Here is a 19859-nt window from a genome sequence, read left to right as displayed (position 1 = left end):
GCGGGTGCGCAGCATTTTCCGCAGGGCGCGCTGTACATGCTGGCCACCCCTATCGGGAACCGCGCCGACATCGGCCTGCGCGCCCTGCACGTGCTCGACCTGGCCGACTGCGTGGCCTGCGAGGACACGCGCCACACCGCCGCGCTGCTGCAGTCCTATGGGCTGCACAAGCCGCTGATCGCGGCGCATGAGCACAACGAGAGCGAGGCCGCGGTGCGCGTCGTCGCCCTGCTGCGTGAAGGCCAGCGCGTGGTGTACGTGAGCGACGCCGGCACGCCCGGCGTGAGCGACCCCGGCGCGCGCCTGGTGGCCGCCGTGCGCGACGCCGGCCTGCGCTGCGTGCCAGTGCCCGGCCCCAGCAGCCTGACAGCGCTGCTGAGCGTGAGCGGCCACACGGGCTGGGACGGCGGTTTCCGCTTCGCCGGCTTCCTGCCGGCCAAGGGCGCGGAGCGTCAGCGCGGGCTGCAAGCCATCGCCGATGATCCACAGGCCTGTGTCCTGCTCGAAGCGCCGCACCGCATCGAGGCGCTGGCGCGCGACCTGGCCGCGGCCCTGGGGCCCCGCCCGATCACGCTGGGGCGCGAACTGACCAAGCAATTCGAGGAGGTGGTGCACCTGGCGGCCCACGCCCTGCCGGGCTGGCTGGCGGGCGACGCGAACCGCATCCGCGGCGAGTTCGCGCTGCTGGTGCACCCGCGCGAGGGTTCATCCCCCGAGGACGACGCCTTGCCCGAAGCCGCCCTGCGCGTGCTCGACCGCCTGCTCGCGGACCTGCCACTCAAGGCCGCCGTGAAAGCGGCCGCCGACATCACCGGCGCGCCGCGCAACGCGCTGTACGAGGCGGCGCTGGCGCGCCGCGCGCCACCGCCTCAGGGCTGAGGCCGGCGCGGCTCCTCGACCTCGCGCGCATCCACGTCCACCACCTCGCCGCGCGGCGCAGCGCCCGGCGCGGCCGGGCCAGCGCGCCACACGCCCTGCGAGTACTGGCGCGAACGCTCGCGCATGCGGCCGAACACCACCAGCGGCGCCGGCCGGCGCCCGGTGAGCAAGGCCCACAGCGACATGCCCGCCACGGCGAGCACCGAGGCCAGCAACAGGCTCACCAGGAAGACCGCCGCGGCCAGGCCCAGCGCCAGGCGCAGAGCAAAGCCCGCGACGCGGCCCAGCAGATCGGCAACAGGATTCATGGGTGAGAGAGCGGATGGGGTCACGTGAGTTCCGGCGTCCCGCGGCGGAAATGCGGGCGAATCCGGCACCTGGGGGCGGGCACGGCCATTGCAAGGCCCGCCCGTCGGCGGCATTCGTTCGCCACCAGGGACTGCTATTCTCCCCCACGCCCATGAAATCGACCCTGACCCGAACCTTCCTGCGCGGCCTGATCACCTTCCTGCCGGCCGCCCTCACGCTGTACGCGCTGTACCTGCTGGTGGTGTGGACCGAATCGCTGACGCGCGCGCTCATCAGCCCCTTCGTCGGCGACTTCTACCTGCCGGGCCTGGGCATCGTCATCGTGGCGGCGCTGATCTTCGGCCTGGGTGTGCTGGTCTCGCGCCCCGAGGTCGCGCGCGTGCTCTCGGTGGTGGAGCTGCCCTTCACCAACCTGCCGGTGGTCAAGAGCATCTACTCCTCGCTGAAGAACTTCGCCGACTACTTCGCCCCGCACGACAAGGACCACCCGCAGCAGCAGGTGGTCCTGCTGCGCGCACCGGGCGGCGAGATGTCCATCGTCGGCCTGGTGACGCGGCAAAACTTCAGCGGTCTGCCCGGCGCGCTCGGTGAACTCGATCAGGTGGCCGTCTACCTGCCCATGGGCTACATGATCGGCGGCTACACGGTGTTCGTGCCGCGCAGCTGGGTCACGCCGGTCGAGATGTCGGTGGAAGAGGCCATGCGCTCTTCGCTGATCGCCTGGATGGCCTCGGCCCGCGACAACGGCCGCGAGGCCGCGCCCGACACCCCGCCCCCACCGGGGCGCGAACCCTACTGATACGAGGCGGCGCGCGGAACTCACCGGCCACCCGCGCTTCGAAACCGCCATGGCCACCTCCACTCCCGCCCGCACCCGCCGCTGCCTGCTGCTTGGCAGCGCCGCGCTGATCGCCGCCCCCGGCTGGCTGAGCCCGGCCATCGCGCAAGGCGGCCTGCGGCCCACGCCCCCCCAGACCGAGGGCCCCTTCTACCCCGTGACGCTGCCCGCCGACACCGACGCCGACCTGCTGCGCAACGGCCAGGTGCGCTACGGCAAGGGCCAGGCCGCCTGGATCGAGGGCACGGTGGTCGATCTGGACGGTCGGCCCCTGCGGGGCGCGGTGGTCGAGATCTGGCAATGCGATGCGGACGGGCACTACCACCACCCGGGCGACGGCGACCGCGCCGATCCGGCCTTCCAGGGTTTCGGCCGCGCGGCGCTGGACCGCGAGGGCCGCTACCGTTTCCGCGCCCTGCGCCCCGTGCCGTACACCGGGCGCACGCCGCACATCCACGTGAAGGTGAAACTGGACCGCATGGAGCTGCTCACCACCCAGCTCTACGTGCAGGGCGACCCCGGCAACCCGCGCGACGGCCTCTGGCGCCGGCTGGACGAGGCCGCCCGCGCGGCGCTCACCCGGCCGTTCACGCCCGACGGCGATGGCGTGAAGGCCACATTCCCCATCGTCGTCCAGGCCTGATGGAGCGCCGATAGCATCGGCGTCCACCATGGACTCACTCACCCAGATCGCGCTCGGCTCCGCCGTCACCATGGCCGTCATGGGCCGGCGCACCGCCGCCTGGAAGCCCGCCCTGTGGGGCGCCATCGCCGGCACCCTGCCCGACCTCGACGCCTTCATCGACCACGGCGACGCCGTGCTCAACATGGTGCTGCACCGGGGCGAGTCGCACGCGCTGTTCTACCTCACGCTGTTCGCGCCGCTGCTGGCCTGGGGGGTGTCGCGCCTGCACGGCGAGGGCGCGCTGTTTCGGCGCTGGTGGCTGGCCCTGTGGCTGGCCCTGGTCACGCACCCGCTGCTGGACACCATGACGGTCTATGGCACGCAGTTGCTGCTGCCCTTCAGCAACCACCCCTTCGGCGTGGGCAGCGTGTTCATCATCGACCCGGCGTACACCCTGCCCCTGATCGTGGGCGTGGTGTGGGCGCTGTCGGCGCCGCGCACCGGGCTCAGGGCCAACGCCATCGGGCTGCTGCTGAGCAGCGCCTACCTGGCGTGGAGCGTGGCGGCGCAGCACCACGTGGCCCAGGTGGCGCGCGACTCGCTGCGCCAGCAGGGCATCGCGGCCGATCGACTGCTGGTGACGCCGGCGCCCTTCAACACCGTGCTCTGGCGGGTGGTCGCCATGGGCCCCACGCAGTACGCCGAAGGCCACTACTCGCTGCTCGACGAAGGCCGCGCGATCGACTGGCGCCGCTACACCCGCGGCGCCGCGCTGGCCGAGCGCCACGCCGGCGTCGAGGGCCTGCGGCGCATGGCCGCGTTCACCCACGGCTTCTTCCGCGTCCTGGAAGACGGGGGCCGGCTCTACGTGACCGACCTGCGCATGGGCCAGGAGCCGCACTACACCTTCCACTTCGACCTCGGCACCGAAGCCGAGCGGGCGAACGGGCCGCGCGCCTCGCGCCTGCAAGGCATGCGCATCGACGTGGCGCAGGGCCTGGACTGGTTGTGGCGCCGCCTGTGGGGCGAGCGGGTGGCGCCACCGGGGCTGCGGGCCCAGGCCGACTGAGCGCCGGCTACAGCAGCCACTCGATGGGCAGCAGCGACAACAGGCCGATCCAGGCGCTGCGCCCCAGGCCGACGCCGGGCTCGCGGTTGTGGCGGATCTCGCGCCCGCCTTCGCCGCGCTCGATCCAGACCAGGCCGCCCTGCCCGTCCAAGCGCACCGCGTAGGCGGCGGCCGGGATCTCGCGCCCGAACGCGCGCTCCACCGCCTGGGCCATGGCCGGGCTGTCGATGATGAAGCCGAGTTCGGTGTTGAGCCGCACCGAGCGCGGATCGAAGTTCATGGAACCCACGAACACGCGCTGGCCGTCGATGGCGAAGGTCTTGGCGTGCAGGCTGGAGCCCGAGCTGCCCATCAGGCCGGAGCGGCCGGGCACCGTAGCGCCGCGCCGCATTTCATACAGCTCCACGCCCGCGCGCAGCAGCGCCTGGCGGTGGCGCGCGTAACCCGAGTGCACCGCGGACACGTCGGTGGCCTCCAGCGCATTCGTCAGGATGCGCACGCGCACACCGCTGGCGGCCAGCCGGGCGAACACGCCCACGCCCGCGTCGGTGGGCACGAAGTACGGCGACACCAGGTCCAGCGAGGCCCGCGGCGGGCGCGCCAGGATGCGGCGCAGCTGGTGGGCCAGCAGGTCCTGGTCGCGCGCCTGTCCCAGGCCTTTGCGCGGGTCGTCGCTGACCATCTCCACCTGGGCCCACAGGGGCTCCAGGGTGCCGGCCAGCAGATCGGGCAGGAAGCGCGACGCGCGCAGGGCCTCGGAGAAGCGCGCGGCGCGCGGATCCTGGCGCGCCAGCGCCTCGCTGACCGGGCGCGCGTCGGCCGCGCGCCCGGCCGGCACGATGCGATCGATGGGGTAGGACGAACCGCTGGCCCAGTAGCGGTCGAAGTCCGCCGACAGGTCGGGCAGCACCGCGCCGGTGGCCAGCACATCGAGGTCGGCGAAGAGCACGCCATCGGTGGCGCCGAAGTATTCGTCGCCCACGTTGCGCCCGCCCACGATGGCGGCCTGGTTGTCGGCGATCAGCGCCTTGTTGTGCATGCGCCGGTTGGCGCGCGAGAAGTGCGTGAGGTAGCCCAGGGCCTTGGGGTGGCGCACCGAAAACGGGTTGAACAGCCGCACCTCGATGCCGGGGTGGGCGTCGAGCGCCAGCAGCGTGGCGTCCATGGACTGGCCGTTGTCGTCCAGCAGCAGGCGCACGCGCACGCCGCGCGCGGCCGCTTGGCGCAGTTCGTCCAGCAGGGCGTGGCCGGTGATGTCGTCGCGCCAGATGTAGTACTGCACGTCCAGCGTGCGCTCGGCGGCGCGCGCCAGCAGCATCCGCGCCGCGAAGGACTCCAGCGCGTCCTCCAGCGCCAGGATGCCCGACTGCCCCGGGTGGGCCGCCGCCTGCGGCGCCAGGGCGCGGCCCAGTGCGGTGCCGGCCGCTTCGGCCGGCGCCAGGGCATGGGATTCGGTCCGCCCGTCCAGCGGGGGCAGCGCGCAGGCCGGCAGCAGGACGGACAGCATGGCGATCAGGCCGGCGGTGGCGGCGCGGCGCAGGCAGGCGGGGCCAGGTGTCGCACGCACGTCGCTCAGGTCAGCAGCAGCGCGATGGCGATGATGGCCACGCCGATGACCAGGTTGACCAGCACCCATTGGCGGATCGAGGCCATCGCCGCGCCGGCGGCCGGCCAGTCGCTGGCCGCCACGGCGCGCGACAGGCGCTTGAACAGGGCGAAACGGATGTGGCCGAAGATGGCGATCATCAGGATGCCCAGTGCGCCCATGAGGGTCCAGTCCAGCGGCATGGCGAAGTTCACGCCCGCCTGCACCGACTCCTTGGCCACGCGGCCGATCATCCACAGGCCGGTGACCAGCGCCAGCAGCGCGGCCACCAGCACGCCCCGGAAGAAGCGCTGCATCACCGCGTGCAGCAGGCGCAGGCGCTCGGGCGGCGGCAGCATGGTCACGGAAGGCCGCAGGCAGACGTGTGCGAAGGCCATGCCACCGACCCAGAAGACGATGGCGAGCACGTGGAGGAGTTTGAGGACGGCGTAGAGCATGGCGATCGGGTGGAGAGGGGAAGAAAGCGGCCGGCGGTGGGCCCGGGGCATCGTAGCAAAGGGCGTTCGGCGCGGCGGCCCGGCCCGAGTCGGTGATATCGTGCGCGGCGCCGCCGTCACCCCTATCGTTCAGGAGACCTCAGCAGATGCCGTCGATCAGCCCCCTGTTGCGCCGGGCCATGGCCTTGCTCGCCCTTGGAAGCCTGGCCGCCTGCGGCGGCAACTCCTCTCCCTCGCCAGGCCCGGCCCCCGCCCCCGCGCCCCCGCCCGCACCGGCCACCACGCTCAGCCTCAGCGTGTCGCAGCTGGCGCTGGCGGTGTCGGGCACTGCAAGAACGCTCACCATCACCAATACCGGTGCCAACGCCGCGCTGAACCTGGCCCTGAACACCACGGGCCTGCCCGCGGGCACCAGCCAGATCTCGACCTGCGGCGCCACGCTGGCGGCGGGCGCCAGTTGCACCGCCACGGTCACGCCCGGCGCCACGCCCACGGCCGCACCAGGCAACGCCGCCCCCGCGTCCGCCTTGCTCGAGGTGGAGGGCAGCAACACCAACAGCGTGAACGCGGCGCTCCAGGTGATCACCTTTGGCAGCTGGTACCAAGGCGGCTGGGTGTTCGACCTTGACGACACCACCGTCGCCAGCGGCAGCGTCGGCGGCAAGGTCGCCGCACCCAGCGACGCCACGCCGATGGGCGACTGGGGCCCTGCCAGCCTCATGGGCGCCAGCAGCCTGACCGACGGCGCCAGCAACACCAACCAGATCGTCATGGCCGTGGGCGCCATCCCGTCCGCGGCGGGCCGTTGCCAGGACAGCGCTGCGAGCGGGTTCTCCGACTGGTACCTGCCCGCCATCTGCGAACTGGGCTACACCTTCGGTGGTGGCGTCTGCGGCACGCAGGCGGCGCCGCTGCTCGCGGGCAACATGCAGAGCCGCCTGAAGGAGAACGGCGACATCGGCGGCATCGCCGACAGCTGGTACTGGAGCTCCAGCGAGGCCGCGGCCTCGCCCACCACCTCCGCGCACCTGCACCGTTTCGACCCCACGCTGACGCAGCAGGCCATCGTCAACAAGGTGAACGTTTTCCCGGCCCGCTGCGCCCGCGCCCTCACCCCCTGAGCGGCCTCACACGTCGGCCGTCACCCCCGCCTGCCGCCGCTGCAGGCGGTAGGGTGGCAGGCCCTGCAGCATGCGCCGGCCATAACCCTGGCGCAGCAGGCGGCCGTCGTAACAGACCACGGTGGCCTCGTCGGTCTCGGTGCGCAGCGCGCGCCCGGTCCACTGCAGCAGGCGCGCGCCGGTGGCGGGCACCACGAGTTCGCTGAACGGGTCGCGGCCCTGGCTCTTGAGCCATTCGGCGCGCGCCTGGCCCACCGGGTCGCTGGGCGAGGCGAAGGGCAGCTTGGTGATGAACACCCATTCGCACAGCTCGCCCGGCAGGTCCAGGCCTTCGCCGAAGGACTGCAGGCCGAACAGGATGGAGGCCTCGCCCTCGCCCACGCGCTGCGCGTGCCGCTTGAGCAGCACCGTGCGCGAGGACTCGCCCTGCGCCAGCACGCGCTCGCGCAGGCGCGCGTGCTCGCCACGCTCCAGCAACTGCTGGGCCGATCGCATCTGCGCGCGCGAGGTGAACAGCACCAGCGCGCCGCGCTTCACCTCGCGCAGGTCGGCCAGCAGCAGGTCCAGCATCTCGCGCGTGTAGCCGTCCACGTCCTTGGGGTCGGCGCGGGTCTGCACCACCACCAGGCGGCCTTGTTTCGCGTGGTCGAAGGGGCTCTGCACCTCGCGCGTGGCCACGGCGGCGTCCCAGGCCAGACCGGCCTCGTGCAGGAAGTGGTCGAAGCCGCCGCAGGTGACCAGCGAGGCTGAGGTGACCACCGCGCCGCGCACCTGGCGCCACAGGTGGCCGCTGAGCAGGCTGCCCGGTTGCAAGGGACAGGCGTGCGCGCTCATGGCCACCATGCCGCGCTCCACGCGGGCCTCGATCCACTTGGCCTGCGGCGGCGCACCCTCGCTGGCCAGCAGCAGCCACTGGCTGGTGGTGTCGTGCAGGCTTTGCAGGCGCGGCGCGAAGCGGCCGATGCGCGCGTAGTGCTCGGCGCAGCGCGCGGCCTCGCCGGGGTTGTCGCGCGCGTTGGCGCGCAGCTGCGTGGCCAGGGCCTCGGCCAGCTTGAGCAGGCGCTGGGCGTGCCCCTGCAGTTGGGCCAGGGGCTCGGCCCAGCCGGCCGGCAGGGCGCCCGCGTCCAGGCGGTGCACCAGCGGCGGCGCCTCGGCCGGGTGTTCGCGCACGGCCGGGCCGAGCAGGTCCATGCCCAGGCGCGCCAGATCGGCCAGCGCCGCCTTGGCGCCGCGCGTGGCCTCGGCCAGGTCCAGGTCGTGGCGGTGCGCGATGGCGCGCGCGACCTCCTCGAAGGCCTTGGGCAGGGGGTCGAGCCAGCCGGTGCGCATCAGGTCCATCTGCGACGTGAACTGGCCCTGGGCCACCGAGGGCAGGTGGTGCGCTTCGTCCAGCACCAGGTAGCAGTCGGCCGGCGCGGGCAGCGCGTGCAGGCCCAGGGTGGACAGCAGCAGGTCGTGGTTGACCACGATCACCTGCGCCTGCGCCAGCCGGTTGCGCGACTGGTAGTAGCTGCAGCTGTTGTAGGCCGGGCAGTGGCGCGCGGTGCAAGTGTGGCGCTCGGCCGCCACCGGCGCCCAGAGGGCGGGATCGGGCGGTTCGTCGAGGCGGTCGCGGTCGCCGTTCCAGTCGCCCTGGTCGAGCGCGATGGTCCACTGCGCGTACTGGCGCGCGCGCTGCGCCCAGTCGTCCTTCGCGGCGCCGCTGGCCGGGCCGGCGCCCTCCTCGCCGAACAGGTCGGCGTCCTGCGCCTCGCCGCCGGCCAGCTGGTCCAGCTTGAGCCGGCAGACGTAGCGCCCGCGCCCCTTGGCCAGGGCGTAGGCAAAGGGCTGGGGCAGCAGCGCGGCCAGCGCGGGCAGGTCTTTGTTGATGAGCTGTTCCTGCAGCGCCACGGTGGCGGTGCTGATGAGCACGCGCTTTTGCTGCGCCAGCGCCAGCGGGATCACCGTGGCCGCGTAGGCCGCCGACTTGCCCACGCCGGTGCCGGCCTGCACCACGGCGATGCCGCGCTCGGGCGCGCCGGCCTCGCCCGAGACGCTGTCGTCGCCCAGCTTCACGCCGGCCAAGGTTTCGGCGATGAAGGCGGCCATCTCGCGCTGCCCGGGGCGCGCCCGGAAGCCCGGCGCGTGCGAGACCACGTGGTCGAAAGCGGCCAGCGCGATCGCCTCACGCGCCAACGGCCCCTGGGGGGCGTTGGCTGGGTCTTCGCGGTGCTCGGCGTTCATCATGGAGCCCGGCATTGTCGCCGAGCCCGGGAATAGCCCCGGATTCATGCTGCAGTGCAACAATGGACCATGAGCAAGCCAGCCGTCCCCGCCCACAAAACCCCGATCGACCTCGCGCTGCAAGGCGGCGGCTCGCACGGCGCCTTCACCTGGGGCGTGCTGGACCGCCTGCTGGAGGACCCCTCTCTGCGCCTCACCGGCATCAGTGGCACCAGCGCGGGCGCGATGAACGCCGTCGCCCTGGCCAGCGGCCTGATGGAAGGCGGGCGCGACGGCGCGCGCGCCGCGCTGCGGCGGTTCTGGACGCGCGTGGGCGAAATCAACCCCTTTGGCGGCCTGGAGTCGGCGCCGGCGGCGCCCTGGCTGGACCCCGACAGCCCCTGGGCCGCGCCCTGGCTGGGGCCGGTGCGCTCCTACGCGCAGTGGCTCAGCACCCAGGCCTCGCCCTACCAGCTCAACCCGCTCAACCTCAACCCGCTGCGCGACATCCTGCGCGACACGGTGGACTTCGACCGCGTGCGCGCCTGCCACCGCACCCAGCTCTTCATCGCCGCCACGCGGGTGAAGACCGGCGAGCTGCGCATCTTCCGCCAGCACGAGCTCTCGGCCGACGTGATCCTGGCCTCGGCCTGCCTGCCGCTGCTGTTCCAGGCGGTGGAAATCGACGGCGAGGCCTACTGGGACGGCGGCTACGCCGGCAACCCCTCGCTGCTGCCGCTGCTGGAAAGCCCGGGCGACGACCTGCTGCTGGTGCAGATCAACCCCGCCGCGCGCGAGGCGCTGCCGGTGCGCGCGAACGAGATCCTGGACCGCATCAACGAGGTCACTTTCAACGCCAGCCTGATCAAGGAGCTGCGCAGCATCGCTCTGCTCAAGGAGTTGCTGGCCGCCGAGGGCTGGGTCGCGCGGCAGTTGCGCAGCCCCGTGTTCCGCCGCATCGCCGCGCTGCGCCTGCACCGGGTGGACGGCGGCGCCGAACTGGCCGCCCTGGGCGCGGGCAGCAAAACGCGCACCGACCCAGCCTTCCTCGAGCGCCTGTTCCAGCAGGGCCGCGGCGCGGCCGAAACCTGGCTCGCGCGGCACCGCGCCGACCTGGGCGTGCGCGGCACGCTGGCGCTGGAGACGGACGCGGGCGGCGGCACCGGCTGAGCGGCCGTCCCCAGCGCGGGGTGGCGCGATCACCGGCGGGCTGCTAATGTGCCCGCCCAATGAGCGAACACCCGCCCGTTCCGAGCACCGGACAGCGCCTGCACGCGCTGGACAACCTGCGCGCCCTGCTCATGTGGCTGGGCATCGTGTTGCACGTGGAGGCCATCTACGCCACCCAGCACCTGCCCAACGCCTGGCGCGACGAGCAGCGCACCCTGGTGGCCGACGTGGTGGTCTCGTCCATCCACGCCTTTCGCATGCCGGCCTTCTTCATCCTGGGCGGCTTCTTCGCGGCGCTGCTGGCGCGCTCGCGCGGCCCCGACGGCCTGCTGCGCCACCGCCTGCTGCGCCTGGGCCTGCCCTTCGCGCTGTTCTGGCCGCCGCTCTGGCTGGCCTCGGGCCTGGCGGCGCTGTTCTTCATGAACCGCATGGTGCTGCACCGCTGGGGGCTGGACCCCGGCGTGCTGCCGGAGCTGCCCATCCTGGGCGGCCCCAACACCATCCACCTGTGGTTCCTGTGGATGCTGCTGTGGCTGTGCGTCTTCACCGCCGCGCTGTGGCGCCTGCCGCGCGCCTGGTTCGCGCCGGCCGAGGCGGCGCTGGCCTGGCTGGCGCGCCAGCCCTGGGCCTGCGTGGCGCTGGCACTGCCGCTGCTGCTGGCCAGCGCGGCCTACCCGAACGCCGTCCTGCAGCCCGCCGGCGCCTTCCTGCCCGAGTGGAACGAATGGCTCTACTACGGCAGCTTCTTCGCCTTCGGGCTGATGCTGCACGGGCGGCAGGCCGAGCTGTTCGCGCGGTTCCAGCGCCACTGGGCGGGCTACGCGGTGGCGGGCCTGGCCTGCTACCTCATCGCCTTTGCCGTGGCGCTGCGCCAGGGCCCGGCGCTGCTGATCGGGTACAGCTACCACTGCATCGCCTGGCTCTGGAGCTTCGCCGCCATCGGCCTGGCCCTGCGCTGGCTGTCCTCGCGCCAGGCGGTGCTGGGCTACCTCGCGGACAGCGCCTACTGGGTCTACCTGGTGCACTACCCGCTCACCATCCTGTTCGGCGCCCTGCTGTTCGAGCAGCCCCTGCCGGCCGCGGCCAAGATCGCGCTCAACATCACCGCCTCCACGCTGGTCTGCCTGGGCAGCTACGCGCTGTTCGTGCGCCACGGCTGGATCAGCCAGCTGCTCAATGGCAAGCGCCACCCGCGGCGCCCGCGCGGCCCCGCGCGCGAACCGGCATGAGCCGAAGCATGCGCATTTCGGCTTCGCTCACCCACGCACCGGGCCAGCACCAGGTGGTTCTGCGCACAGGCGACGCCGAACACACGCTGCCCGTCGCGCCCAAGGCCGCGGGCGGCGGCTCGGCCACCAACGGCGGCGAGTTCCTCATGCTGGCCCTGGCCACCTGCTACTGCAACGACCTGTACCGCGAGGCCGCGCGCCTGGGCGTGGTGCTGGAGCGGGTGGAGGTGCAGGCCGAGGCCGAATTCGCCGGCATCGGCCTGGCCGCGCGCGACGTGCGCTACCGGGCGCGGGTACAGTCGCCCGCGCCACCGGACACCATTGCCCGGCTGCTGCGCGAAACCGATGCGGTGGCGGAGGTGCACAACACGCTGCGGCAAGGGGTGCCTGTCCAATGGATCGACGGCGGCCCACCTGAAACAACCCTTCCCATGACCCATTCCATCGAACACCAGGAAGCCGGCAGCACCGGCGCCTTCTTCATCCAGCAGGCCGGCGAGCGCCTCGCCGAGATGACCTACAGCCGCACCAACCCCACGCTGATCATCATCGACCACACCCAGGTCGACGAGCGCCTCAAGGGCCAGGGCGCGGGGCGCCAGCTGCTCGACGCGCTGGTGGCCTGGGCGCGCGAGACCAAGACCCGGGTCGTCGCGTTGTGCCCCTTCGCCAAGGCCCAGTTCGACAAGGACCCGTCGATCCGCGACGTGCTGGTCTGAGCCCGCTCAGAGGCTGCTCATCAGCCCGCGCACCAGCTCGCTCACGCCGTCCCACACGATCTGCACGCCCAGGCACAGCAGGATGAAGGCCGACAGGCGCAGGAAGATGATCGCGCCGGCCTCGCCCAGCGGGCGCAGCAGGTGCTCGGCGTAGCGGAACGCCAGGTACAGCAGCAGGCCGATGGCCAGCAGCGCGAGCACGCCGCCGCCGATGTTGGCCAGCGCCAGGCCCACGCGGTCGTTGCTCAGCGACACGCCCACGGTGATGGCCGCGGCGATGGAGCCCGGGCCGCAGCTGATCGGGAAGGTCAGCGGGTAGAAGGCCTGGCGGCGCGCCATCTCGGGCGTGAAGGCGTCGGCCAGTTCGGTGCGGCTGTCCGCCGTGGACTGCGTGGCCGTGAGCAGGCGCCAGGCGGTGGCCGCCAGGATCAGCCCACCGCCCACGCGCACGATGGGCAGCGAGATGCCGAAGAAGGCCAGCACGTGCGAGCCCACCAGCATGCTGCCCACCATTAGCGCGAACATGTTGCGCGCGATCTTGCGCGCCAGCATGGCGCGCGTGCGCTCGGACGCGCCCTCGGTGAGGCCGAGGAAGATCGGCGCCGTGGCCGCCGGGTTGAGGATGGGCAGCAGCGCGGCGAAGACGAACAGGAAACTCTTGCCGAACGCCAGGCTCAGTTCGACGCTCATGGCCCCCTCACCCCGTTCCCTCCCTGAGGCGGCTCCACCATCTCCCGCATGCGCCGGCGCAGCGCTCGCTCGCGGCGGTTCTCCTCGGCCCAGTCGTCGCGCACGCCACGCCACAGCGCGACGGCCATCAGCACGATCACCACCGCGAACGGCACCGCGAACACGATGGTGGCCGTCTGCACGGCCTTGAGGCCCCCGGCCAGCAGCAGCGAGATCGCGATGCCCGAGATCAGCGCGCCCCAGATGAGCTTGACCCGCGCGCGCGGGTTCTCGTCGCCGCCCGTGCTCATCATGCTCAGCACCAGCGTGGCCGAATCGCCCGAGGTGACGAAGAACACCACCACCAGCACCGTGGCCACCACGCTCATGACGCTGCCCAACGGCAAGGCCTCGAACATCGCGAACAGCGCCGTGGACACGTCGGCGCTCACCGCCTCGGACAAGGGCACGCCGCGCATCACCTCAAGCGTGAGCGCCGTGCCGCCGAACACCGAGAACCACAGGAAGCCGGCCAGCGTGGGCGCCAGCACCGTGCCGAGCACGAACTCGCGCACGCTGCGCCCGCGCGAGACGCGCGCGATGAACAGGCCCACGAAGGGCGACCAGCTCACCCACCAGGCCCAGTAGAAGATCGTCCAGCCGCCCACCCAGCCGCTGTCGCGGAACGGGGTCATGCGCAGGCTCATGCGCACGAACTCGCTGACGTAGCTGCCCAGCGTGGTGGTGAAGGTGTCGATGATGGCCACCGTGGGGCCGAGCACGAAGAGCGTGAGCGCCAGCAGCGCCGCCAGCAGCAGGTTGGCGTTGGACAGCCACTTGATGCCGCGCCCCACGCCCGACACCGACGAGCCCACGAACAGCACCGTGGTGACGGCGATGATGCCGACCTGCCAGGCCGGGCCCACCGGCATGCCGGTCAGCGCGGCCAGGCCGCTGTTGATCTGCAAGGCCCCCATGCCGAGCGAGGCCGCCACGCCGAAGGCGGTGGCAATGACGGCCAGCACATTGACCAGCGGCCCGAGGCGCCGGGCAAAACCCCAGGGCAGCGACTCGATCGCCGTGCTCACCTGCGCCGAACCGCCCTTGCGGAACTGGAAGAAAGCGATGGCCAGCGCCACCACGCTGTACACCGCCCAGGGGTGCAGGCCCCAGTGGAAGAAGCTGTAGCGCATGGCGGCGTTGGCGGCCTCGGGCGTCTGGGGCGCGATGCCGGGCGGCGGGTTGCCGTAGTGCGAGATCGGTTCGGCCACGCCCCAGAACACCAGGCCGATGCCCATGCCGGCGGCGAACAGCATGGCGAACCAGGAGCCGAGCGAGAACTCGGGCTCCTCGTCCTCGCCGCCGAGCTTGAGGTCGCCGTAGCGGCTGAATGCGAGCACCAGGGCCATGACCACGAGGCCCAGCACCACCCACAGGTAGAGCCAGCCGAAATCGCGCGTGATGACGGCCAGCAGCGTGTCGAACACCGCGCCCAGCGAGGCCGGCGACAGCACGCCCCAGAGCACGATGGCCAGGATCAGTCCGACCGAGACGATGAGTTGCATGGGGTCTTCTCCTCCAGATCGAGGCCACACCATACACGCCAGCACGCTGGAAAACTCTTTTCCAGGGGGCCCGCGCCGCGCCACCGGGGCGATTCTGGCGGTCCAATCCCGCATCGGCCAGGCCGCGGCGCCGGCCTCTGCGAATCAGACCCGAGGAGAAACAGTGAAGGAACTGCAAGACGCCCAGCGCGTGGGCGCGACGATGGCCGTGGACGTGCTCATCGCGGGCGCCGGCCCCTGCGGCCTCATGCTCGCCAACGAACTGGGCCTGCGCGGCATCCGCTGCCTGGTGGTGGACCCGAAGGCCACCACGGCCTTCAACCCGCAGGCCAATGCCACGCAGGCGCGCACCATGGAGCACTTCCGGCGCATCGGCATCGCGCAGGAGATCCGCGCCATGGGCCTGCCGGGCGACCACCCGACCGACATCGCTTACTTCACGCGCTTCGCCACGCACGAGCTGGCGCGGCTGCGCCTGCCCACGGCGGCGCAGGCCAGCGAGCACGTGCGCGGCCTGCGCGGCGCCTGGAACGCGGCCGAGCTGCCGCACCGCGTGTCGCAGAAGTTCGTGGAAGCGGTGCTGCGCCGCCACGCCGAGGCGCGCACCGGCCGGCCCGTGGGCTTTGGCTGGCGGCTGGTGGAATTCGAGCAGGACGCCGAGGGCGTGGACGCACTCGTGGCCCCGGCCGACGGCAGCGGCACCGCCGTGCCCGTGCGCGCGCGCTACCTGGTGGGCGCCGACGGCGCGCGCAGCGTGGTGCGCCAGGCCCTGGGCATCGCCTACGGCGGCGCCACCGGCGTGCAGCGCGAGTTCATGGGCGGGCGCATGTTCGCGGTCTACCTGCGCGCACCCACGTTCTATGAGCAGTTGCCGCACGACGTGGCCTGGATGTACGTGAGCGTGAACCACGAGCGGCGCGTGTTCATGGCGTCGGTGGACGGCCAGGGCGAGTTCGCCTTCCACGCGGCCGTACACGCGCATGAAGACCCGTCGGACTGGGCGCACGAGGACGCGAAGCGCCTGTTCGCGCAGGCCAGCGGCATGGACTTGCCCGTCGAGGTGTTGTCCACCGGCACCTGGATCGCGGGCCACTCGCTGGTGGCCGATCGCTACCAGCAGGGCCGCGTGTTCCTGGCCGGCGACGCGGTGCACCTGTTCACGCCCACCGGCGGCCTGGGCTACAACACCGCCGTGGGCGACGCGGTGAACCTGGGCTGGAAGCTGGCGTCGGTACTGAAAGGGCTCTCGGCCACCGCGCTGCTGGACAGCTACGAGACCGAGCGCCGCCCCATCGGCCTGCGCAACACGAACTACGCGCGCGGTTTCGCCGATTCCATCGGCCTGTTCCAGACCACGGCCGCGCTCGAGGCCGCCGGTGCCGAGGGCGAGGCCCTGCGCGAACACGCCAGCGCGGTGCTCAACGAGCACGTGCGGCGCGAGTTCAACATCCCCGGCGTGACCTTCGGCGAGCGGTATGACGCCTCGCCGATCGTCTTCAGCGACCCCGGCCGCATCCCGCCCGACGCGGCCAACCACTACGAGCCCTCCAACAACCCCGGGGGCCGCCTGCCGCACGCCTGGCTGGGCGGCGAGCGCTCGCTGTTCGACGAGCTGGGGTTCGAGTGGACCGTGCTCGCACCGCCCGCGCTGCAGGCCGACGGACAGGCGCTGGCCGAGGCCGGTCGGGCGCGCGGCCTGGACGTGGCGCTGCGCTGCCCTTCGGAAGCCGAGGCCGCGCCCGTGCTGGACGGGCAGCTGCTGCTGGTGCGACCCGATCAGGTGGTGGCCTGGCGCGGCCGCGAGGCGACCGAGGCGGCGGCGGTGTGGCGCCGCGTGGCCGGCACCTGAGGTTAAATGCCACCCCATTCATGGTGCGCTCTGGGGACGACCCGACATGCTGATGACCCAATGTGTCCGCGCCGCCTGTCTGGCAGGGGCGATCGTCACGGCGGCTTGGGCGCAGCCGGCGCAATGGCACGACCTGCGAAAGGAGGTTGAAGCGCTGTCGGACGCGCACCGGTATTCGGACGCTACCGCCGCGGCGCAACGGCTCGACACCCTGTCGGAACAGCTGCTGCCGCCCATCAGCCATCCACGGGTGGTGAGCCTCGTGTCGTTGGCGCAGGCCTACCGGGCGCAAGGGCTGTATGCGAAGGCCGAACGCCCCATGCAGCAGGCGATTGCGGTGCTGCGCCAGCTGCCCCCGGCGCCCCCCGCCCTCATGGCGGCCTATCTGGGCGTCCTCGCTGGCCTCCAAGAGCGGCAAGGCCACCTGGCCGAAGCCGATGCGCACTACCAACAGGCCTTGGACGTTCTCGCCGATCCCGCCGACGCAGAGCGCGACCTCGCCGCCCAGCTGCAGCTCGCGCACGGCCGTCTTCTGTGGAGCCGGCAGCAGCCGCAGCGCGCACAGGCCTTGCTGGAGTCGTCCTTGCGAAACAGCGAAGCGGCACTGGGCCCCTCGAGCGAGATGACCGCCATGGTTCTGCAAACGCAGGCCGAACACCATTTGGCCTTGGGGGACGCCGACCGGGCCGAGAAGACCGTGCGCCGCCTCATCGCCATCGTCGAAGCCAACCCAGCCCATGCCAGGCTGCGGCCGAACGCCTACAACACCCTGGCGTCCAGCCTATTGAGCCAGGCCCGACTCGATGAGGCACAGGCCGTACTGCAAGAGGCCATGCGCCGCTGGACCGAGCACCAGGCATCCGGCGCAGTCATCGCGAATGGCCAGTTCACTCTGGCTCGCATACTGGATCGAAAGGGCTCATCCGAAGCGGCCGCCAGTTGGGCAAGGAAGGCCCTCGATGAGGCCATGCGCCTACCGGGAGCGCCCACGCCATGGGAGCGCCCCATCGTCGACTGGTTGCGTGACCAGGCAGAGCGTGTGGGGGACCAGGACGCCACCGCCCGCTACGCCGCGCAGGCACAGGCCCTCGCGCAAGACGAGCAAAGAATGGAGCAGCGGCGGGCCGTGACGAAGCCGGCCGCGCGGACCACGGTCCCGCCGGCCTACCCGGCCGCCGCGCGTCGGCACGGACACACCGGCGTCGTGAGCGTGCGCGTGCGCATCGGGGCGGACGGTGTCCCCCTGCGCCCAGCCGTCGCGTCCAGTTCCGGCTACGCCAGCCTCGATCAGGCCGCACTGGACAGCGTGTCCGCCTCGCGCTTTCACCCTGCCAGGGACCGCGACGGCCTGGAAACGGAGTCCACGGTGCGGATCCCGTTCCGATTCGTTCTGGATCCCTGACAGCCCCACCATGCCGGACAGCGGTTGGTTCGTGAGCGGACGGGGATGCGCGATCGGGCTTTGTCCACGGTCGACGCGCCGTCCACCAGGGCCCCGCCTCAGTCCCTGCGCCCCCGCCGCTGCCAGTCGTCCCACACCGGCACCAGCGCCACCACCGTGAGCGCCACCGCCAGTGGCACCGTGAAGCCGTAGCCCAGGCGCTTGAAGCCGTAGGCGCCCACCACCCCGCCGCCCACGAAGGCGCCCAGCAGGCCGCCCAGCACGCGCATGCGGTCGCGGTCGGCGCGCACCACGGGCTGGGGCCCTTCGGCGCGGTTCCAGTACAGCAGCTTGCCGAGCTCGATGCCCAGGTCGGTCACCACGCCCGTCATGTGCGTGGTGCGGATGACCGCGTTCGACAGCTTGGTCACCACCGCGTTCTGCAGGCCCATGATGAAGCACAGCAGGGCCACGGTGGCCGGGATCAACAGGCCCTCGAAGCGCGCCAGCCAGGCGCCCATCAGCCCGAAGCACAGGATGAGCAGGGCCTCCAGCAGCAGCGGCAAGGCGTACTCGCTGGCCATGGCGCGCCGGCGCGCGAAATTGACCATCACCGCGCAGCACATGGCGCCCAGCAGGAAAGCCAGCACCGCCGCCAGCGCCGAGGCCACCAGCGCGCCCTCGCCCAGCACCAGGTGGTCGGCCATGGACGAGACCAGCCCGGTCACGTGCGAGGTGTACTGCCGCACGGCCAAAAAACCGCCCGCGTTGATGGCCCCGGCGACGAAGGCCAGCAGCAGCCCCACCTGCCGGTTGGCCGCCAGCGTGCGCTCGCGGCCGACAAGGAATCGCGCGTATTGGATGGGCATGGGAACACTCCGGGATCGCTGTCGTGGCCCCGATTGTCCCGCGCCCCCCGGCGCGCCTTCAGTTCTCGTGGACCAGGCGGTACAGGCCGACGTCGACGCGCCCGGCCAGGAAGCCGGCCTCGCAGTAGCCGAGGTAGTACTCCCACAGGCGCTTGAAGCGCGCGTCGAAGCCCTGGGCCTCGATGGCCGGCCACTCGGCCTGGAAGCGCCGCCGCCAATCGGCCAGCGTGCGCGCGTAGCTGTGGCCAAAGCGCAGTTCGGTGCTCAGGCGCAGCCCCGCCTGGCGCGCCTGCTGCGCCATCCGCTCGGGCGAAGGCAGCATGCCGCCTGGAAAGATGCAGCGCTGGATGAAGTCCGGGTTGTCGCGGTAGCCCTCGAAACGGCGCTCGTCGATGGTGATCGCCTGCAGCACGGCCACGCCGCCGGGCTTGAGCCGCTCGCGCAGCGTGGCGAAGTAGACCGGCCAATAGGCCTCGCCCACGGCCTCGATCATTTCGATGGAGACCACGCGGTCGTAGCGGCCCTCGACGTCGCGGTAGTCCTGCAGCCGCAGATCGACCCGATCGGCCACGCCCCAGGCGGCGGCGCGCTCGCGCGCGAAGGCCAGCTGCTCGGTCGAGAGCGTGACGCCCACCACCTCGGCGCCGCGCCGCGCCAGCGTGGCGGCCAGCGTGCCCCAGCCGCAGCCGATTTCGAGCACGCGCTGGCCCGGCCGCACGTCCAGCAGCCCGAGGATGCGCTCCAGCCGGCGCGCCTGCGCGGCCTCCAGCGAGTCCGCCGGCCCGTCGTACAGCGCGCTCGAGTACAGCATGCTGCCGTCCAGCCAGCGCTCATAGAAGCGGTTGCCCAGGTCGTAGTGGGCGGCGATGTTGTGGCGGCTGCCGCGCCGCGTATTGGCGTTGAGGCGGTGCAGCAGCCGCGCGAGCCAGCGCGCCGGCGCGGGCGCGGAGATGGCGCCGTCCAGCGCGGCCTCGTTCGCCAGCCCGAAGGACAGCAGGGCCACCAGATCGGGCGTGCTCCAGTCGCCGTCGCGGTACGACCAGGCCAGGCCCAGGTCGCCCTGCTGCAGCAGGCGCAGCAAGGGGCGCCAGCGGTGCAGGCGCAGCTCCGCGCTCGGGCCCGGCGCGGCGCCCTGCGCCTGCAGGCGCGCGCCGTCGGGCAGGGTCAGGAGCAACCGGCCGGCGCGCACGCGCGACAGCAGCCGGCGCAGCGGCGCCTGGCGCAGGCCCGAGGCGTCGCCGCTCAGGGTGGCCGCCGGCGCCGCCGGGGCCGCGTGGTGGGGGACGGGCCGCAAGGAAGGGGTGTCGTGGGACATGGGTGCT

18 protein-coding genes are annotated in these 19859 nt (G+C 72.3%); 10 read left to right on the top strand and 8 right to left on the bottom strand.

The window, feature by feature from the left end:
• Positions 1-36 precede the first annotated feature (36 nt).
• Positions 37-879 (top strand): 16S rRNA (cytidine(1402)-2'-O)-methyltransferase, encoded by an 843-nt coding sequence (gene rsmI, locus BHU06_RS11930; RefSeq protein ID WP_083293207.1) that lies wholly within the window; start codon positions 37-39, stop codon positions 877-879.
• Here the strand turns inward: rsmI and BHU06_RS11925 are convergent.
• Complete coding sequence (locus tag BHU06_RS11925) at positions 870-1187, bottom strand: hypothetical protein (RefSeq protein WP_070399401.1); 318 nt, start codon at positions 1185-1187, stop codon at positions 870-872. The genes rsmI and BHU06_RS11925 overlap by 10 nt on opposite strands.
• Before the next feature lie 152 nt (positions 1188-1339).
• On the opposite strand from BHU06_RS11925, the gene BHU06_RS11920 reads away from it, so the two are divergent.
• From BHU06_RS11920 to BHU06_RS11910, 3 genes are read left to right on the top strand one after another with little or no spacing between them, the layout of a single operon-like run.
• The gene (locus BHU06_RS11920; RefSeq protein WP_070399400.1) at positions 1340-1987 is read left to right on the top strand and encodes a DUF502 domain-containing protein; all 648 of its coding nucleotides are present in this window, start codon (positions 1340-1342) and stop codon (positions 1985-1987) included.
• Positions 1988-2036: 49 nt separating this feature from the next.
• Positions 2037-2669 carry a protocatechuate 3,4-dioxygenase gene (locus tag BHU06_RS11915; RefSeq protein WP_083293185.1) on the top strand — a complete coding sequence of 211 codons (633 nt, stop codon included), beginning with the start codon at positions 2037-2039 and terminating at the stop codon, positions 2667-2669.
• Positions 2670-2697: 28 nt separating this feature from the next.
• Entirely contained in the window at positions 2698-3720 is a 1023-nt protein-coding gene (locus BHU06_RS11910) for a metal-dependent hydrolase (protein ID WP_070399399.1), read from the top strand.
• A gap of 7 nt (positions 3721-3727) precedes the next feature.
• Here BHU06_RS11910 and BHU06_RS11905 read toward each other — a convergent pair whose 3' ends face one another.
• Positions 3728-5227: a phospholipase D family protein gene (locus tag BHU06_RS11905; protein ID WP_070399550.1), complete on the bottom strand. Its 1500-nt coding sequence runs from the start codon at positions 5225-5227 to the stop codon at positions 3728-3730.
• A 65-nt stretch (positions 5228-5292) separates the two neighbouring features.
• Positions 5293-5763: a CopD family protein gene (locus BHU06_RS11900; protein ID WP_070399398.1), complete on the bottom strand. Its 471-nt coding sequence runs from the start codon at positions 5761-5763 to the stop codon at positions 5293-5295.
• A gap of 146 nt (positions 5764-5909) precedes the next feature.
• On the opposite strand from BHU06_RS11900, the gene BHU06_RS11895 reads away from it, so the two are divergent.
• A complete protein-coding gene (locus BHU06_RS11895; RefSeq protein WP_070399397.1) occupies positions 5910-6884 on the top strand; it encodes a hypothetical protein in 975 nt (324 codons plus the stop codon).
• Between the two features lie 6 nt (positions 6885-6890).
• Here the strand turns inward: BHU06_RS11895 and dinG are convergent, their stop codons facing one another.
• Positions 6891-9122: an ATP-dependent DNA helicase DinG gene (gene dinG, locus BHU06_RS11890; protein ID WP_254668160.1), complete on the bottom strand. Its 2232-nt coding sequence runs from the start codon at positions 9120-9122 to the stop codon at positions 6891-6893.
• A gap of 54 nt (positions 9123-9176) precedes the next feature.
• On the opposite strand from dinG, the gene BHU06_RS11885 reads away from it, so the two are divergent.
• Genes BHU06_RS11885 through BHU06_RS22930 form a run of 3 tightly spaced genes read left to right on the top strand, consistent with a single transcriptional unit; the run spans position 9177 to position 12204 of the window.
• Entirely contained in the window at positions 9177-10256 is a 1080-nt protein-coding gene (locus BHU06_RS11885; protein ID WP_070399396.1) for a patatin-like phospholipase family protein, read from the top strand.
• A 59-nt stretch (positions 10257-10315) separates the two neighbouring features.
• Positions 10316-11485 carry an acyltransferase family protein gene (locus BHU06_RS11880; protein WP_070399395.1) on the top strand — a complete coding sequence of 390 codons (1170 nt, stop codon included), beginning with the start codon at positions 10316-10318 and terminating at the stop codon, positions 11483-11485.
• An 8-nt stretch (positions 11486-11493) separates the two neighbouring features.
• Positions 11494-12204: a GNAT family N-acetyltransferase gene (locus BHU06_RS22930; protein ID WP_204743381.1), complete on the top strand. Its 711-nt coding sequence runs from the start codon at positions 11494-11496 to the stop codon at positions 12202-12204.
• Positions 12205-12210: 6 nt separating this feature from the next.
• Here the strand turns inward: BHU06_RS22930 and BHU06_RS11870 are convergent, their stop codons facing one another.
• Positions 12211-12894 carry a MarC family protein gene (locus BHU06_RS11870; RefSeq protein WP_070399394.1) on the bottom strand — a complete coding sequence of 228 codons (684 nt, stop codon included), beginning with the start codon at positions 12892-12894 and terminating at the stop codon, positions 12211-12213.
• The gene (locus tag BHU06_RS11865; RefSeq protein WP_083293183.1) at positions 12891-14438 is read right to left on the bottom strand and encodes a BCCT family transporter; all 1548 of its coding nucleotides are present in this window, start codon (positions 14436-14438) and stop codon (positions 12891-12893) included. The genes BHU06_RS11870 and BHU06_RS11865 overlap by 4 nt, the downstream gene beginning before the upstream one ends.
• 163 nt (positions 14439-14601) lie before the next feature.
• Between BHU06_RS11865 and BHU06_RS11860 the strand changes: the two genes are divergently transcribed.
• Complete coding sequence (locus tag BHU06_RS11860) at positions 14602-16287, top strand: FAD-dependent oxidoreductase (RefSeq protein WP_254668159.1); 1686 nt, start codon at positions 14602-14604, stop codon at positions 16285-16287.
• A 46-nt stretch (positions 16288-16333) separates the two neighbouring features.
• Complete coding sequence (locus BHU06_RS11855; RefSeq protein ID WP_070399392.1) at positions 16334-17689, top strand: TonB family protein; 1356 nt, start codon at positions 16334-16336, stop codon at positions 17687-17689.
• A 98-nt stretch (positions 17690-17787) separates the two neighbouring features.
• On the opposite strand, the gene BHU06_RS11850 is transcribed toward BHU06_RS11855, so the two are convergent.
• Positions 17788-18537: a YoaK family protein gene (locus tag BHU06_RS11850; RefSeq protein ID WP_070399391.1), complete on the bottom strand. Its 750-nt coding sequence runs from the start codon at positions 18535-18537 to the stop codon at positions 17788-17790.
• Between the two features lie 58 nt (positions 18538-18595).
• A complete protein-coding gene (locus BHU06_RS11845; protein WP_083293182.1) occupies positions 18596-19852 on the bottom strand; it encodes a cyclopropane-fatty-acyl-phospholipid synthase family protein in 1257 nt (418 codons plus the stop codon).
• Positions 19853-19859 lie beyond the last annotated feature (7 nt).

The sequence above is a fragment of the Hydrogenophaga sp. PML113 genome (genome assembly GCF_001777155.1).
GTDB classification, from domain to species: domain Bacteria; phylum Pseudomonadota; class Gammaproteobacteria; order Burkholderiales; family Burkholderiaceae_C; genus Hydrogenophaga; species Hydrogenophaga borbori.
The sequence above is the reverse complement of the archived record's forward strand: the minus strand, read 5'-3'. Positions and strand labels throughout refer to the sequence as shown.